Raw genomic sequence first — 15,090 nt, forward strand, 5'->3', positions numbered from 1 at the left:
ACGGACGAACCCGCCCGCTCCGCGCCCGTCGCGACCGGTCACATGAGGGCGAGCTGTTCCCCAGCCGCAGGCTTCGCCGGGACGCACGTGGGAGAGCCCACCTCGCCCTTCGGCCGCGCTCCGGGCAGACCACCGGTCGGGAGGCTGCCCTCCGGGAAGCCCACCTCCGGATCGCCGGGAACGCCTACGGCGATGGCGGGGTCGGCCTTGCGGGCCGCGCCGCCGCTCTGCCGGTCCAGGCCGTGCTTCGCCAGCAGGGGTGCCACCCGCCGGGAGAGCCAGCTCCGGTAATCGGCGGGCACGTAGGCCCGCCTCGCGTAGAGCTGCTGGTAGCGCGGTACCAGCTCTGGGCGCTCCCGGGCCAGCCATGCCGTGAACCACTCCCGGGCACCGGGCCGCAGATGGAGCGGGATGACCGTCACGCCCGTCGCGCCGGCGGCGGCGATGGCCTCGAGCGCGGCGTCCAGTTCCGCCGTCCCGTCCGTGAGCCCCGGCAGCACCGGGGCGAGGAAGACACCGCACGGCAGGCCGGCGTCGGCCAGCGCCTTGACGAGGTCGAGCCGGGCCCGGGGCGAGGGAACACCCGGCTCCAGGCCGGCATGCAGGTCGTCGTCCCAGATGGCCATCGAGATCCCGAGGCCCAACGGGACGTCGCGTGCCGCCTCGGCCAGCAGCGGGACGTCCCTGCGGAGCAGGGTGCCTTTCGTCAGGATGGAGAACGGCGTGCCGGACTCCGCCAGCGCCCTGATGACGCCTGGCATCAGCCGATAGCGGCCCTCCGCGCGCTGATAGGGGTCGGTGTTCGTCCCGAGTGCGACGTGCTCTCGCTGCCAGGTCGGCCGGGCCAGCTCCCGCCGCAGGACCTGCACGAGATTGGTCTTCACCACGACCTGGGTGTCGAAGTCGCGCCCGGAATCGAGTTCGAGCCATTCATGTGTTCGGCGAGCGAAGCAGTAGACACAGGAATGGCTGCATCCCCTATAGGGATTGATGGTGTAGGGAAATGGCATCGCCGATTGCCCCGGCACCCGGTTGAGCGCGCTCTTCGCGCGGACCTCGTGGAACGTCAGGCCGGGGAACTCCGGCACCTGCACGCTCCGGAGCAGGCCCCGGATGCTCGGCATGCCGGGGAGCGTCGTGGGGTCGTCGAGGTCCAGCCGCTGTGCGTCCCACCGCATGAACTGATCCGAACACACGTTCGAACGCTTTGTCCAGGCCGGGGCGCGGTCAGATCGGCGGGCGGTCCTCGTAGAACGTGGAGAGGACGACCGTCGTCCGCGTGGTGACGTTCGCGGCCGCGCGGATCTCCTGCAGCAGGTGCTCGAGGGCGTCGGGCGAGGCGACGCGCACCTTGAGGATGTAGCTCTCCACCCCCGCCACGGAGTGGCACTCCTCGATGGCCGGCAGGTGCGCCAGCCGTGCGGGCGCGTCGTCGGGCTGGGCGACGTCGATGGGCGTGATCGACACGAACGCCGTCAGCGGGAGGCCCAGGGCCTTCGCGTCGAGGGTCGCGCGGTAGCCGGTGATGAGACCGCGCTGCTCCAGCCGGCGCACGCGCTGGTGGACCGCCGACACCGACAGCCCCACCTTCTCGGCCAGGTCGGTGTAGCTGGCCCGGCCGTCCCGGGCCAGCGCGGCCAGCAGGGCCCGGTCGACGTCCACGGCGGCGCTGCCCCCGCCCGGCTCAGCCGGCGAGTTCGACGAGCTCACGCCGGCCCTCGTTGAGCGTCCGGACGCCGTCGTCGGTGCAGACCACGATGTCCTCGATGCGGGCCCCGCAGCGGCCGGCCAGGTAGATGCCAGGCTCGACCGAGAAGGCCATGCCGGGCACCAGGGGCAGGTCGTTGCCGGCCACGATGTAAGGCGCCTCGTGGGTGTCCAGGCCGATGCCGTGCCCGGTGCGGTGGATGAAGTGCTCGCCCCAGCCGGCGTCGGCGATGACCTGCCGCGCCGCCGCGTCGATCTCCTCCGCGGTCACCCCGGGGCGTACGGCGGTGGTGGCGGCCGCCTGCGCGGCCTGCAGGACGCCGTACCACGCCGCCACCTCGGCGTCCGCCGGGCCGCCGACGACGTACGTGCGCGTACAGTCCGACCGGTAGCCGGTGGCCGTCTCCCCGCCGATGTCGACGACGACGAGGTCACCGGCCTGCACGGTGCGCCCGGAGAGCTCGTGGTGCGGACTGGCGCCGTTCGGGCCCGATCCGACGATCGTGAAATCCACGCCGGTGTGTCCCTCGGCGAGGATGGCGGCGGCGATGTCGGCGCCGACCTCCGCCTCCGTGCGACCGACCCGCAGCCACTCCCCCATCCGGGCGTGCACCCGGTCGATCGCCGCGCCGGCGAGGGCCAGCTCCTCGATCTCCGCCGCGGACTTCACCATGCGCAGCCGGTCGACGACCGGGCTCGCGATCTCCAGCGCCGCGCCGGGCAGCGCCCGCTGCACGCCGAGCGCGTGCTCGGCCCACGTCCGGCTGCCGACGGCGACGCGACCGGGTGCGGTACCCAGGCGGGCCATGGCCGCCCCGGCCAGCAGCGCGAACGGGTCGTCGGTCTCGTCCCACGCCAGCAGCTCCAGGTCGAGGGCGCCCGCCGGGCTCGCGTCCACCATGGGCGCCTCCAGCCGCGGCACGACCAGGAACGGCTCGCCGCGGCGCGGGACCACCAGTGCGGTGAGCCGCTCCATCGCGTGCGCGTTGTAGCCGCACAGGTAGCGCAGGTCCGAGCCGGGGGTGAGCACCAGGAGGTCGACCCCGGTCTCCTCGGCGATGTCCCTGGCTGCGTGCACGCGGTCGATCGTCACGAGCGGGCTCTTCCCGGCCGGTGCAGTCGCGGTTCCCACGAGCGCAGACTAGCCACGAGGACGCCCGATCTCCGCGCACGTCGCCGGACCGCTACCGTCCGCGACCGTGACGACCATGCTGCTGGACGCGGCCAGCCTCTACTTCCGGGCCTTCTACGGCGTCCCGACCAGCGTGACGACGCCGGACGGGCGCCCGATCAACGCCGTCCGGGGCTTCCTCGACATGACCGCCCGGCTGCTCACCGCGCACCGCCCCGATCGGCTGGTCGCCTGCTGGGACGACGACTGGCGGCCGGCCTTCCGGGTGGCGGCCCTGCCGTCGTACAAGGCCCACCGGCTGGCCCCGGAGGGCTCGGAGGAGATCGTGCCCGACGAGCTGGGCCCGCAGGTCCCCGTCCTGGTCGACGTCCTGGCCGCGGCGGGCATCGACCGGGTGGGCGCGCCCGGCTACGAGGCGGACGACGTGATCGGCACCCTGGCCACGCGCGCCCGCGGGCCGGTCGACGTGGTGACCGGCGACCGCGACCTGTTCCAGCTGGTGGACGACGCGCGCGGCATCCGCGTGCTCTACACCGCCCGTGGCATCACCGACATCGAGTTCGTCGACGAGGCGGCGGTGCGGGCGAAGTACGGCATCCCGGGGCGCGCCTACGCCGACTTCGCGGTCCTCCGCGGCGACCCGAGCGACGGGCTGCCCGGGGTGGCGGGGGTGGGCGCGAAGACGGCGGCGGCGCTGATCAACGAGTTCGGGGACCTGGCCGGCATCCGGGCCGCCGTCGCGCGGACCGTCGTCGCGAGGCCGCCGCTGACCGCCGCCGTCCTCAAGAAGTTGCACGCGGCAGCGGACTACCTGGATGCCGCACCGGTGGTCGTGGCGGTCTGCCGGACGATCGACCTGCCACCGGTCGAGGGGACGCTCCCCCGCGCGCCGGCCGATCCCGCCGCGCTGGCGGGGCTGGCCGCCCGGCACGGGCTGGAGTCCTCGGTCCGGCGGCTGGGTGCCGCCCTCGGCTGGCCGGCCGATGCGCTGACGTGAGGGCCAGCGGCCACCGGCCGTCAGGGTTCGGTCCAGGTGTAGGCCGCCGTGTCTTCATCGGTGATCGCGATCTGCAGCGTGACGTCCTCGCCGTCAGCCGTCGTCCCGGTGCACTCGTAGGTCGCCCCCGACTCGACCTTCATCTCCTCGGCGCAGTCGAGGTCGATGGCCACGCCCTCGCGCTCCTCGAACTGGGCCGCGACGTCGCGCTCGACCGCGTTCCGGTCCAGCACCGTCGAGGACAGGCTCAGCGCCAGGACGACGACACCGGCGATGAGGACGACGACTCCGGCGGTGACCGTGGCGACGAGCCCCACGCGGGACTTCCTCTCCGGTGCCGGCGCCCCGTACGGGGGCCCGTACTGGGGCGCCCCGTACTGGGGCCCGTACTGCGGCGCCCCGTACTGGGGCCCGTACTGCGGCGCTCCCTGCTGGGGTGCTCCCTGCTGGAGTGCTCCGAACTCGGGCGCTCCGTACTGCGGTGCCCCGTGCTGCGGTGCCCCGGGCTGCGGTGCCCCGGGCTGCGGTGTCCCGTACGGCGGCCCTGCGTACGGCGGGGGCTGCCCGTAGGGCTGCTGCGGCTGCCCGTACGGCGGGGGCTGCCCGTACCCGCCGGGGGTCGGCCGGGGTGAGCCGTAGGGCGGGGTCGGGTACCGCTCGGACGGTCCGTCGGGCTGCTGGGGACGTCCGGGCGACGGCACGGGGCGGGTCGCGTCGCGATCGACCCCGGTCGTACCCCCGCGCTCCTCGCCCCGCTCCTCGCCCCGCTCCCCGTGGCCGTGCGGCGGGTTCGTCATGGTCGCTCCCCGGTCCGGCGTCCCCCCGTGACGAGGGGTCCCGGGGCGCTCGAATTGTGCCGCACCACGGCCCGGCCCGGCCCGGCGCGGCACACCCGGGCCGTCCCGGGACCGCGGATCAGCCGCCGACCGCGACCGCGACCACGCCGCGGCGCACCCGGCCCACCGCGGCCCGGGCGACGCCGGCGACCGGCTCCTCGGCGACCTTGGCCAGCTGGTCGAGCAGGTCGATGAGCTGGCGCATCCAGCGCACGAAGTCACCGCCGGAGAGCTCGGTGCCGGCCTGCTCGGCACCGGCCAGGACGCGGTCGAGGCTCTGCCCGTCGGCCCAGCGGTACGCGGCCCACGCGAACCCCAGGTCGAGGTCACGGGTCACCCGGACACCGTGGTGGGCCTCCACGTCGTGCAGCCGCGACAGGATCCGCCGCATCTCGCCGACGGCCGCGGCGACCTTGCCGGCGGGGATCGCGGGCAGGGACGGCGTGTCGCGACGGGCCTCGAACACCACCGTGGACGCCGCCGCAGCGAGCTCGGCCGGGGTGAGCCCGCGCCAGGCACCCGAGCGCAGGCACTCGGCGACCAGCAGGTCGGCCTCCGACCAGATCCGGGCGAGCCGGCGTCCCTCGTCGGTGACCAGGGGGACGTCGTCGGCCGCGCCGAGGACCTCCGTGTCGGCCGGAACCAGCGGCGCGACCTCCGGCACCAGGTAGCCGAGCTCCTCCAGGACGTCGCAGATCGCGTCGAACTGACGTGTGAGGGACCCGGTCCGCTCGGCCATCTTCCGCTGCAGCGCGTCTGCCTCATGCACCGCGCGCAGCCACCGCTCCGCGACCCGCACCCGATCCTCGCGATCGGGCAGCTGGTGCACCGGATGGTTGCGCAGCGCCTGGCGCAGGTCGGCGAGCACCGGGTCGTCGGCGGCCGCGGACCGCTGCTTGATCCGCCGGGCCCCCAGGTCGTTTTCCACGCGGGCGTTCCGGAGGGTGGCGGCGAGGTCGCGTCGGGCGTGCGGGCTGCGGTGGTTGAAGTTCTTCGGCACCCGCACCCGGGCCAGCGCGGTGACCGGCGTGGGGAAGTCGACCGAGCCGAGCCGGCCGGCCCACTTGTCCTCGGTCAGCACCAGCGGGCGCGGATCGGCGAGGTCGGTGACGCCCGGGTCGAGGACGACCGCCAGCCCCTGCCGCCGTCCGGAGGGCACCCGGATGACGTCACCGGGACGCAGGGCGGCGAGCGCGTCGGCGGCCTCCATGCGCCGCTTGGCCTGGGAGTCGCGCGAGAGCTCCTTCTCCCGGTCGGCGATCTCCCGCCGGATCTGGGCGTAGGCACCGACGTCCCCGCGGTCGGAGTGCATCTCGGCGGCGAACCGCTCCGCCTCGTGCTCGTGCCGGGCCGCCGCGCGTGCCAGGCCCACCACCGACCGGTCGGCCTGGAACTGCGCGAAGGAGGAACCCAGCAGCTCGCGAGCCCGGGCCCGGCCGAAGGAGCTGACCAGGTTGACCGCCATGTTGTAGCTCGGCCGGAAGGACGACCGCAGCGGGAAAGTGCGGGTGCTGGCCAGACCGGCGACCACCGAGGGATCCATGCCCGGCGCCCAGATGACCACCGCGTGGCCCTCGACGTCGATCCCACGGCGCCCGGCCCGGCCGGTCAGCTGGGTGTACTCCCCCGGCGTGATGTCGACGTGCGCCTCGCCGTTCCACTTCACCAGCCGCTCGAGGACGACGCTGCGCGCGGGCATGTTGATGCCCAGGGCCAGGGTCTCCGTGGCGAAGACGGCCTTGACCAGGCCGCGGACGAAGCACTCCTCGACCGTCTCCTTGAACGCGGGCACCAGCCCGGCGTGGTGCGCCGCGAGGCCGGCCAGCAGGCTCTCGCGCCACTCCCAGAAGCCGAGGACGTGCAGGTCCTCCTCCGGGAGGGACCCGGTGCGCCGGTCGATGATCTCGGCGATCTCCGCGCGCTCGGCCTCGTCGGTCAGCCGCAACCCGCTCAGCAGGCACTGGTGGACGGCGGCGTCGCACCCGTTGCGGCTGAACACGAACGTGATGGCCGGCAGCAGGCCGGCGGCGTCGAGCCGAGCGATGACGTCCGGCCGGGCCGGGGGCCGGTAGCGCGGCCGGTGCGCACCGTTGTCCCGGCGGGAGTTCCCGCCGCCGCCGTGCCAGGAGTCGATGCGCCGCTCCTGCTCCCGCACGTACCGCACGAGCTCCGGGTCGACCACCGAGGCGCCGCGCTCCCGGGTGGACAGCTCCCGGGGCTGGTCCCCCTGCTCCCCCGCGTGCGCGGCGGGACGCAGGCTGAACAGGTCGAACACCCGGTTGCCGACGAGCATGTGCTGCCAGAGCGGAACCGGCCGCACCTCGCTGACGACGACCTTCGTGTGCCCCCGGACGGTGACCAGCCATTCGCCGAACTCCTCGGCGTTGCTCACCGTCGCCGACAGCGAGACGAGGGTGACCCACTCCGGGAGGTGGATGATCACCTCCTCCCACACCGCGCCGCGGAACCGGTCGGCGAGGTAGTGCACCTCGTCCATGACCACGTACCCGAGGCCTTCGATGGCCGGGGACTCGGCGTAGAGCATGTTGCGCAGGACCTCGGTGGTCATCACGACCACGGGGGCGTCGCCGTTCACCGCGTTGTCGCCGGTGAGCAGGCCCACCGTGTCCGGGCCGTACCGCTCCACGAGGTCCGCGTACTTCTGGTTGGACAGGGCCTTGATCGGCGTCGTGTAGAACGCCTTGCGGCCCTCGGCCAGCGCCTTGTGGACGGCGAACTCGCCGACCACGGTCTTGCCCGCGCCGGTGGGCGCGCAGACCAGCACGCCGGAGCCCTCGTCGAGCGCCTCGCAGGCCTCGACCTGGAAGGGGTCGAGGGAGAACCCGAGCTCGGCGGTGAAGTCCGACAGCGTGGGATGAGCGGTCCGCCGCCGGGCAGCTGCGTAGCGCTCAGCGGGGCTGGACATGCCCCCACAGTAAGGACCTCCCGGCCCCCCGCCACTCGCAGGCTCGCGGCGGGCCCCTGCAGGAAGGCCGTCGGCTCAGCGCCGGGTACCCACCACGCGAAAGGCGCCCTGGACGCACTCGGCCACGGCCGGCAGCGCCGCCACCGGCTCACCGTCGGCACAGGTGGTGACGCCCGGGCTGGACAGCTCCACGCGGGCGGCGCGGATGACCGACACCGACGGGTGGTCGACGTGAGTGCCGGAAGCCAGCCGTGGTCTGGTGCGGATCAGCTCCCGGCGCGTGGTGGCGCCGACGACGGTGACGTCGAAGAGGCCGTCGGTGGGGTCGGCCCCCGGGCAGATCTTCATCCCGCCGCCGTACCAGGCGGTGTTGCCGACGGCGACCATCGTGACCGGCAGGGTCCGCGACTCGCCGTCCAGCACCAGGGTGAGCTCGCGTGGCCGGAGACGGGCCAGCTCCGCCAGGACGGCGACGTCGTACCGGCGGCGTCCGCGCGGCCAGCGCAGCCGGTTCGCCCGGTCGGTGACCGGGGAGTCGAACCCGCAGCACAGGACGGTGGCCCACCACCGCTGCCCCGTCCGCCCGGCGTCGACGATCCGCGTGGTCCCCGCCCGCAGGTCGGCCGCCGCGGCGCGGGCAGCGGCGAGGGGCTCCCGCGGGATGCCGAGTGCCAGCACCAGGTCGTTGCCCGTGCCGGCCGGGACCGGCGCCAGCGGGATCGGCGTCCCCGCGACGGCCTGGAGCGCCGCGTGCTGCGTCCCGTCCCCGCCCACGGCGACGACCGCCCGGGTGCCGGCGGCGACGGCTGCGGCCACCTGGCGCTCGGCCTCAGCGGCGCTGGTGGCCGGCAGCAGCTCGGGCGAGAAGCCGGCCTCCCGGAAGGCCGCGAGGACCTCCACGGCCAGCGCGGCGCCCCGTCCGCGGCCTGCGGCAGGGCTGACCAGGACGGCCACGTCGGCCGACGAGGTGCCCACCCCTCAGCCGCGGAACGGCGTGGTGGACGGGTCGCGGGAGTCCTCCAGCCGGGACGGGCGGGCGTCCAGCGGGGAGGCCTCGTCGTCCCCGAGGTCGTGGAAGTGCTGGGCGGCGTCCCGCTTGGCCCGCCGCTTGTCCACCACGCGCGCGATCTGGATCGCCGTCTCGAACAGCAGAATCATCGGGCCGGCCATCGCGAGCATGGTGAAGGGGTCCTGCGTGGGCGTGACGAACGCGGCGAAGACGACGGTGAGGAAGAAGATCCAGCGCCTCGACCGGCTGAGCGCCTCATGGCTCAGCACCCCGACGAGGTTGAGGGCGACCGCGATGAGCGGCAGCTCCAGCGACAGCCCGAAGGCCACCAGCAGGCTCACGACGAAGCCGAGGTAGTCCGGTGCGGTCAGCTGGAAGGCGACCTCGTTCCCGGCCAGCGAGAGCAGCAGTTCGAGGCCCTTGCGGAGCGTGAGCCAGGCGAGGAACGCCCCGGCCGCGAACAGCAGCGTGGAGGCCGCGACGAAGCCGACCGTGTAGCGCTTCTCGTTCCGCTTCAGCCCGGGGGTGATGAAGGCCCAGAGCTGGTAGAGCCAGAAGGGAGCGGAGAGCACGGCCCCGGCGATGAGGCCGATCTTGAGGCGGAGCAGGACGCCGCCGAACACGTCGAGCACGACGAGACGGCAGTCCTCGTCCCCCTGGAACCGGAACTGGCCCGGCAGGGCGCAGTACGGCTCGGTCAGGAAGGTGAGCAGCCCGCGGTCGTACCAGAGGAAGCCGACCACCGTGCCCAGCGCCAGCGCGAGCAGCGCCTTGGCGATGCGGTTGCGCAGTTCGGTGAGATGGGCGACGAGGGTCATCGTCGCCTCGGGGTCCCGGGGCGCGCGGCGTCGTCGAAGCCGCGGCCCCCGAGGGGCGGTCGTCACCGTCGTCGTGCCCGGGGCGGAAGGGTCAGCGCGGGCCGTCGGCCGCGCGGCTCTGCTCGGCGCGGGCCCGCAGCTCGGCGGCGCGCGCCTCCTCCTGCAGCTGGGCGGTCAGGTCACCGCTCGCCGAGGAGGCGGCAGCGGTGGGGGCCGGGGTCACAGGGGCGGAGATCTCGCCGCGCACCGGGGTGCCGGCCCGGGCGGCCTCCTTGCCGCGGACCGCCGAGCCGGCGTCGTCGTCCTTCATGCCCTTCATCTCGCCCTTGAAGATCCGCAGCGAGCGGCCGAGCGAGCGGGAGGCGTCGGGCAGCTTCTTGTAGCCGAAGAGCAACAGGATGGCCAGGATGATCAGGCCGATCTCCAACGGGCCGAGATTCACTGGTCCTCCAGGGGTGGGTGGGCACCGGCGATGCTACGCCGGCGGGGGTTCGGATCCCGCCTTGCGCGCGGATGTCGGCCCGGACGTCGCCGGGCATTCAGCTGCGGTTCGCGGGCCGGTCGCCGAGTTCGCCGGCGCGGGCGGCGGTGGCCTGCGCCCGCTCCAGGAGCGGCCGCACGTCGCGCTCGGCGGCCTCGAGCTCGCGGTCGAGCCGGCCGAACGCGCCCAGCACGCCGTGGGCGACGACGGCCAGGACGACCACCGCCAGCACGACCACGGCGCCGAGCACGATCCAGAACAGCACGGGGACGACCCTAGCCGGTGCCGGTGCTCCCGTACCGGGCCAGCGCGGCGCGGGCGTCGGCGGCCACCTGCGCGGCGAGGTCCGCGGGCTCGTCGACGAGTGCCTCGCCACCGAGGGAGGCGACGAGGCGCCGCGCCCAGGCGAGGTCCTGGGTGCGCACGGTCACGGCCAGGCCGCCCGGCGGGTCGTCCACCGCGGCGACGGAGTCCACCGGGTAGTAGTCGGCGACCCAGCGCGCGCTGCGGGACAGCCGCAGACGCACCGCCGGCGATCCCGGATCGGGCTGGTAGACCCCGTTGTCGACGTCGCGCTCGTGGGCCTGCGGTGGCGGCGCGGCCGGCTCGTCGAGCACGACGACGTCGTCCACCCGGTCGAGGCGGAACAGCCGCACGCCCTCGACCCGCCGGCACCACGCCTCCAGGTACCAGTGCCCCTCGACCAGCAGCAGGCGCATCGGGTCGACGGTGCGCTCGGTGCGCTCGTCGCGGGTGGGGACGTAGTACTGCAGGTGCAGGGCCCGCTTGCGCTCGAGCCCCTCCCGGACGACGGCGAGGGCCTCCTCGCGGGCGTCGACGCTGACCGCGACCGGGGTGACCCGGTCACCGGCGTGCCCGGCGGCGGCCGAGACCTTGGCCAGCGCCCGGCTGACGGCGTCGCGCTCGGCCAGGCCGGGCAGCTCCAGGAGGGTGCGGAGGGCCACGACCAGGGCGACCGCCTCGTCGGTGGTCAGCCGCAGCGGCCGGACCATGCCGGCGGTGAAGGTGACGCGGACCCGCTCGCCCTCGAACGACAGGTCGATGAGGTCGCCGGGGCCGTAGCCCGGGAGGCCGCACATCCACAGCAGCTCCAGGTCGCTGCGCAGCTGGCGCTCGGTGACCCCGAAGTCGCGGGCGACCTCGGCCACCCGCACCCCCTCGGGCCGGGCCGTCAGGTACGGCACCAGAGCCAGGAGGCGGGTCATCCGGTCGGTGGTGCCCGTGGTCGTCACTGCGCCGTCCCCATCGCGGCGAGCCGCGTCAGGCGGGCGATGACCGCCTCGCGCATCTCGGTGGGCGCCTCGACGAGGACGTCGGCGCCGTAGGAGGCCAGTTCGTCGGCCAGCCGCCACGGCTCCGTGGTCCGCAGCTGGAGCAGGTCGTCGGGACGGTCGCTGCCGTCGTCGACCGGCCCGAGCGGCGTGGCGTGCCGGCGGAGGCCGATGGCGGTCCCCGGCCGGGCGCGGACGACGACGAGCTGCTCCTCGCCGGAGACCTGGCCGGCCACCAGCTCGGCGAGGTCCAGCTCCGCCGGGGGCTCGAAGGCCCCCGCCGGGCCGGTGGCCTTGGGGGTGCCGACCACCCGCGACAGCCGGAAGACGCGCGGGGCGCCCCGGTCGAGGTCCATGCCCACCAGGTACCAGCGGCCGTGCCAGGCCACGACGCCCCACGGCTGGACCCGGCGCCGGGCGGGGGTGTCCTCGTCGGGGCGCTGGTAGCCGAACTCCAGCTGCCGCCGGTCGCGGGCGGCGGCGTAGCAGGGCTCGAACGCCGGCTCCCCGGCGTCCAGGCGCGGCTGGAGCGGGATGGCCCGGGAGGTGTCGACGTCGATGCCGGCGGCCTTGAGCTTGACCAGCGCGCTGTGCGCCGCGCCGGCCAGCTGGGCGGACTCCCACAGCCGCAGCGCCAGCCCCACGGCCGCGGCCTCCTCACCGGTGAGCCGGATCTCGGGCAGCTCGTAGTCGGCCCGGGCGATGCGGTAGCCGTCCTCGGTGTCGAAGGCGCTGGTGCGGCCGGTCTCGAGCGGCACCCCCATCTCGCGCAGTTCGGCCTTGTCGCGCTCGAACATCCGCTTGAACGCCTCGTCGGCGCGCTCGGTGCCGTCGTCGGCCTCGTATCCGGGCACGGTGGCGCGGATGCGGGCGGCGGTCACGTACTGCCGGGTGCTGAGCAGGGCGATGACCAGGTTCACCAGTCGTTCCGCCCGCTTGGCCGCCATGGCGCCCAGGCTAGTCAGCCCCCGCAGCAGGGCGGGGGCGGACCGGTCGCCGGTGCGCCGCCGTGCGTGTGGCTGGCTAGCCTGCCTGCATGCCCTACTCCGCCTCCCCACCCCCGCCCTCGCGCATCCGCTGGCGACGCGGACGGGTGACGGCGACCGGACGCCGGGGCCGGGACAGCCTCGAGCTGACCGTGGAGGTGCCGGACGAGGGCGCGCTGCGGGCGCTGGCCTATCCCTCGCTCGTCGGCATCCCGGAGACCGGCGACGAGGTGCTGCTCAACACCACGGCGCTGGCCCAGGGCCTGGGCACGGGGGGTTTCGCGCTGGTCGTCGCCGTCCCGGACCGGCTGCCGCCCGACCCCGAGGGCTCCGGGCACCTGGTCAAGGCGCGGTACACGCCGCTGCAGGTCTCCGTGAGCGGGGTCGACGAGCAGGACACCAAGCACCACACCCTGCTCGCCGAGGCCGACGACCTGGGCGGCATGCCGGTGGTGGTGGCGGACCTGCACTCGGCGCTGCCGGCCGTCCTCATCGGGATGCTGGCGACCGATCCGGACCTGAAGGTCGCCTACGTCATGACCGACGGTGGAGCGCTGCCGGCCGCGTTCTCGAAGACGCTGGACGCGCTGGCGAAGTCGCTGGTCGGGGTCATCACCGTGGGGCAGTCCTTCGGCGGCGACCTCGAGGCCGTCACGCTGCACACGGGGCTGCTGGCGGCCCGGCACGTGCTCGGCGCCGACCTGGCGATCGTGACGCAGGGGCCGGGCAACCTGGGCACCGGGACGCCGTGGGGCTTCTCGGGGGTCGCGGCCGGCGAGGCGTGCAACGCCGTGACCGTGCTGGGGGGCGAGGCGATCGGCGCGCTGCGCATCTCCGACGCCGATCCGCGCACACGGCACCGCGGGGTCTCGCACCACTCCCTGACGGCGTTCGGGCGGGTGGCGCTGGGCGGGGTCACGCTCATCGCGCCGCGCGGCCTGTCGTCGGAGCTGGGCGGGCAGGTCGACGAGGACCTCGCCGGGCAGCCCGAGCGCAACCCCGTCGTCTGGGTGGACACCGACGGCCTCGACGACGCCCTGGTCCTCTCCCCCGTACCGCTGCGCACCATGGGGCGCGGCTACCCGGAGGAACGCGCCTACTTCCTGGCCGCCGCGGCCGCGGGCCGCTACGCCGCGCTCCGCGTTCCGGTGCCCGACGGCGAACCGGAGCCGGCGTCGTGATCATCGTCGCGGGCCAGATCCGGGTCGCGGCCGGAGACCGGGACCGTTACCTCGCCGCGGTCGCCGACGTGGCCCGCCTCGCGCGGGTCGCCCCGGGGTGCCTCGACTTCGTCCAGGCCGCCGACCCGCTCGACCCGGAGCGCATCAACATCTTCGAGCGCTGGGAGACCGACGATGACCTGATCGGCTTCCGCGAGTCGGGTGACCCGGACGCGCCCGAGCCGGCCCTCCCCGACGTCCTCTCCGTGGAGGTCGTGAAGTACCGGATCGCGTCCGTCGAGGCACCCTGAGCGGTCGCAGCCGACAGCCGTCCCCTCACATGCTGGCGATGAGCTTGTCGACGCGGTCGTCGACGGCCTTGAACGGGTCCTTGCACAGGACGGTGCGCTGGGCCTGGTCGTTGAGCTTGAGGTGCACCCAGTCGACGGTGAAGTCGCGGCGCTTCTCCTGGGCCTTGCGGATGAACTCGCCGCGCAGGCGGGCGCGGGTGGTCTGCGGCGGCACGTTCTTGGCCTCGAAGATCCGCGGCTCGTGGGCGACCCGCTCCACCTGGCCGTTGCGCTCGAGCAGGTAGTACAGGCCGCGGCGTCGGCTGATGTCGTGGTACGCCAGGTCCATCTGGGCGATCCGCGGGTGCGAGAGCGGGAGGTCGCGCTTGGCGCGGTAGCGCTCGATGAGACTCAGCTTGGTGGCCCAGTCGATCTCGCGGTCGATGAGGCTCAGGTCCTCGGTGTCGACGGCCTTGAGCACCCGCCCCCACAGCTCCAGCATCTGCCGGTGCTCGGGGTTGCAGCCCTCGCGGTCGGCGAACTCCGCGGCCCGGGTGTGGTACTCGGACTGGATCTCCAGGGCCGACATCTCGCGGCCGTTGGCGAGGCGGACCTTGCGCCGTCCGGTGATGTCGTGGCTGATCTCTCGGATGGCCCGGATCGGGTTCTCCAGCGTCATGTCCTTGATCGGGGTGCCGGCCTCGATCATGCGCAGCACGAGGTCGGTCATGGTGACCTTGAGCAGCGTCGTGGTCTCGTTCATGTTCGAGTCGCCGACGATGACGTGCAGCCGCCGGTAGCGCTCGGCGTCGGCGTGCGGCTCGTCGCGGGTGTTGATGATCGGCCGGGAGCGCGTGGTGGCGCTGGAGACGCCCTCCCAGATGTGCTCGGCGCGCTGGCTGACGCAGTAGATGGCGCCGCGCGGGGTCTGCAGCACCTTGCCGGCGCCGACCACGATCTGGCGGCTGACCAGGAAGGGGATGAGGACGTCGGCGAGCCGGCTGAACTCCCCGTGCCGCCCGACGAGGTAGTTCTCGTGGCAGCCGTAGCTGTTGCCGGCCGAGTCGGTGTTGTTCTTGAACAGGTAGATGTCGCCGGTGACGCCCTCCTCGGCCAGGCGCTGCTCGGCGTCGACCAGCAGGCCCTCCAGGATCCGCTCCCCCGCCTTGTCGTGGACGACGAGCTCGGTGAGGTCGTCGCACTCGGCGGTGGCGTACTCGGGGTGGCTGCCCACGTCGAGGTACAGGCGGGAGCCGTTGCGCAGGAACACGTTCGAGCTGCGCCCCCACGACACCACCCGGCGGAACAGGTAGCGGGCGACCTCGTCCGGGGACAGCCGGCGCTGGCCCTTGAAGGTGCACGTGACGCCGTACTCGGTCTCGATGCCGAAGATCCGTCGGTCCACGATCCGAGCCTAGGCGCCGGGAGCGACGGAGGCGCTGTCCTCGCGCCTCCG

General features: G+C 74.2%; 15 protein-coding genes. 3 read left to right on the forward strand and 12 right to left on the reverse strand.

All coding sequences use genetic code 11. The annotated features are described in order from the left end of the window. Nucleotides 1–38 precede the first annotated feature (38 nt). The 3 genes from ACFSHS_RS19515 to ACFSHS_RS19525 are packed head-to-tail and all read right to left on the reverse strand — an operon-like array spanning nucleotide 39 to nucleotide 2,839. On the reverse strand, nucleotides 39–1,178 hold the full coding sequence (locus tag ACFSHS_RS19515) for an Rv2578c family radical SAM protein (RefSeq protein ID WP_376879730.1): 1,140 nt from the start codon (nucleotides 1,176–1,178) through the stop codon (nucleotides 39–41). A gap of 49 nt (nucleotides 1,179–1,227) precedes the next feature. Further along, nucleotides 1,228–1,710, reverse strand: a complete 483-nt coding sequence (locus tag ACFSHS_RS19520) for an Lrp/AsnC family transcriptional regulator (RefSeq protein WP_376879732.1) — start codon at nucleotides 1,708–1,710, stop codon at nucleotides 1,228–1,230. Next, nucleotides 1,685–2,839 carry a M24 family metallopeptidase gene (locus ACFSHS_RS19525; RefSeq protein ID WP_376879735.1) on the reverse strand — a complete coding sequence of 385 codons (1,155 nt, stop codon included), beginning with the start codon at nucleotides 2,837–2,839 and terminating at the stop codon, nucleotides 1,685–1,687. Before ACFSHS_RS19525 ends, ACFSHS_RS19520 begins: the two co-directional genes overlap by 26 nt. A gap of 76 nt (nucleotides 2,840–2,915) precedes the next feature. Here ACFSHS_RS19525 and ACFSHS_RS19530 point away from each other — a divergent pair, with 76 nt between their 5' ends. Next, nucleotides 2,916–3,836, forward strand: coding sequence for a 5'-3' exonuclease (locus ACFSHS_RS19530; RefSeq protein ID WP_376879858.1), 921 nt, complete (start codon nucleotides 2,916–2,918; stop codon nucleotides 3,834–3,836). A 20-nt stretch (nucleotides 3,837–3,856) separates the two neighbouring features. On the opposite strand, the gene ACFSHS_RS19535 is transcribed toward ACFSHS_RS19530, so the two are convergent. From ACFSHS_RS19535 to ACFSHS_RS19570, 8 genes are all read right to left on the reverse strand, one after another. Beyond that, the gene (locus ACFSHS_RS19535) at nucleotides 3,857–4,633 is read right to left on the reverse strand and encodes a DUF4333 domain-containing protein (protein ID WP_376879737.1); all 777 of its coding nucleotides are present in this window, start codon (nucleotides 4,631–4,633) and stop codon (nucleotides 3,857–3,859) included. A gap of 118 nt (nucleotides 4,634–4,751) precedes the next feature. Then, the gene (locus ACFSHS_RS19540) at nucleotides 4,752–7,598 is read right to left on the reverse strand and encodes a DEAD/DEAH box helicase (protein WP_376879739.1); all 2,847 of its coding nucleotides are present in this window, start codon (nucleotides 7,596–7,598) and stop codon (nucleotides 4,752–4,754) included. Nucleotides 7,599–7,673: 75 nt separating this feature from the next. Further along, nucleotides 7,674–8,573, reverse strand: a complete 900-nt coding sequence (locus ACFSHS_RS19545; RefSeq protein WP_376879741.1) for a diacylglycerol/lipid kinase family protein — start codon at nucleotides 8,571–8,573, stop codon at nucleotides 7,674–7,676. A 3-nt stretch (nucleotides 8,574–8,576) separates the two neighbouring features. After that, nucleotides 8,577–9,425: a twin-arginine translocase subunit TatC gene (tatC, locus tag ACFSHS_RS19550; RefSeq protein WP_376879744.1), complete on the reverse strand. Its 849-nt coding sequence runs from the start codon at nucleotides 9,423–9,425 to the stop codon at nucleotides 8,577–8,579. 91 nt (nucleotides 9,426–9,516) lie between these two features. Continuing rightward, nucleotides 9,517–9,867, reverse strand: a complete 351-nt coding sequence (tatA, locus tag ACFSHS_RS19555; RefSeq protein WP_376879746.1) for a Sec-independent protein translocase subunit TatA — start codon at nucleotides 9,865–9,867, stop codon at nucleotides 9,517–9,519. Nucleotides 9,868–9,964: 97 nt separating this feature from the next. Continuing rightward, on the reverse strand, nucleotides 9,965–10,171 hold the full coding sequence (locus ACFSHS_RS19560) for a hypothetical protein (protein ID WP_376879748.1): 207 nt from the start codon (nucleotides 10,169–10,171) through the stop codon (nucleotides 9,965–9,967). Nucleotides 10,172–10,181: 10 nt separating this feature from the next. Continuing rightward, complete coding sequence (locus ACFSHS_RS19565; protein ID WP_376879751.1) at nucleotides 10,182–11,159, reverse strand: helix-turn-helix transcriptional regulator; 978 nt, start codon at nucleotides 11,157–11,159, stop codon at nucleotides 10,182–10,184. After that, nucleotides 11,156–12,145, reverse strand: a complete 990-nt coding sequence (locus ACFSHS_RS19570) for a helix-turn-helix transcriptional regulator (RefSeq protein WP_376879753.1) — start codon at nucleotides 12,143–12,145, stop codon at nucleotides 11,156–11,158. Before ACFSHS_RS19570 ends, ACFSHS_RS19565 begins: the two co-directional genes overlap by 4 nt. Nucleotides 12,146–12,234: 89 nt before the next feature. On the opposite strand from ACFSHS_RS19570, the gene ACFSHS_RS19575 reads away from it, so the two are divergent. Next, nucleotides 12,235–13,365 (forward strand): DUF3866 family protein, encoded by a 1,131-nt coding sequence (locus tag ACFSHS_RS19575; protein ID WP_376879756.1) that lies wholly within the window; start codon nucleotides 12,235–12,237, stop codon nucleotides 13,363–13,365. Further along, the gene (locus ACFSHS_RS19580; protein ID WP_376879759.1) at nucleotides 13,362–13,655 is read left to right on the forward strand and encodes a putative quinol monooxygenase; all 294 of its coding nucleotides are present in this window, start codon (nucleotides 13,362–13,364) and stop codon (nucleotides 13,653–13,655) included. Before ACFSHS_RS19575 ends, ACFSHS_RS19580 begins: the two co-directional genes overlap by 4 nt. 25 nt (nucleotides 13,656–13,680) lie before the next feature. Here ACFSHS_RS19580 and pafA read toward each other — a convergent pair whose 3' ends face one another. Next, entirely contained in the window at nucleotides 13,681–15,039 is a 1,359-nt protein-coding gene (gene pafA / locus ACFSHS_RS19585; protein WP_376879761.1) for a Pup--protein ligase, read from the reverse strand. Nucleotides 15,040–15,090 lie beyond the last annotated feature (51 nt).

Origin of the sequence: Blastococcus deserti, from assembly GCF_042682525.1 — a bacterium.
GTDB lineage: Bacteria > Actinomycetota > Actinomycetes > Mycobacteriales > Geodermatophilaceae > Blastococcus_B > Blastococcus_B deserti.

Coding starts and splice junctions, on each gene's coding strand:
- ACFSHS_RS19515 (WP_376879730.1), bottom strand. CDS start 1,178: ATGCGGTGGGACGCACAGCGGCTGGACCTCGACGACCCCACGACGCTC.
- ACFSHS_RS19530 (WP_376879858.1), top strand. CDS start 2,916: ATGCTGCTGGACGCGGCCAGCCTCTACTTCCGGGCCTTCTACGGCGTC.
- ACFSHS_RS19535 (WP_376879737.1), bottom strand. CDS start 4,633: ATGACGAACCCGCCGCACGGCCACGGGGAGCGGGGCGAGGAGCGGGGC.
- ACFSHS_RS19540 (WP_376879739.1), bottom strand. CDS start 7,598: ATGTCCAGCCCCGCTGAGCGCTACGCAGCTGCCCGGCGGCGGACCGCT.
- tatC (WP_376879744.1), bottom strand. CDS start 9,425: ATGACCCTCGTCGCCCATCTCACCGAACTGCGCAACCGCATCGCCAAG.
- ACFSHS_RS19570 (WP_376879753.1), bottom strand. CDS start 12,145: ATGGCGGCCAAGCGGGCGGAACGACTGGTGAACCTGGTCATCGCCCTG.
- ACFSHS_RS19575 (WP_376879756.1), top strand. CDS start 12,235: ATGCCCTACTCCGCCTCCCCACCCCCGCCCTCGCGCATCCGCTGGCGA.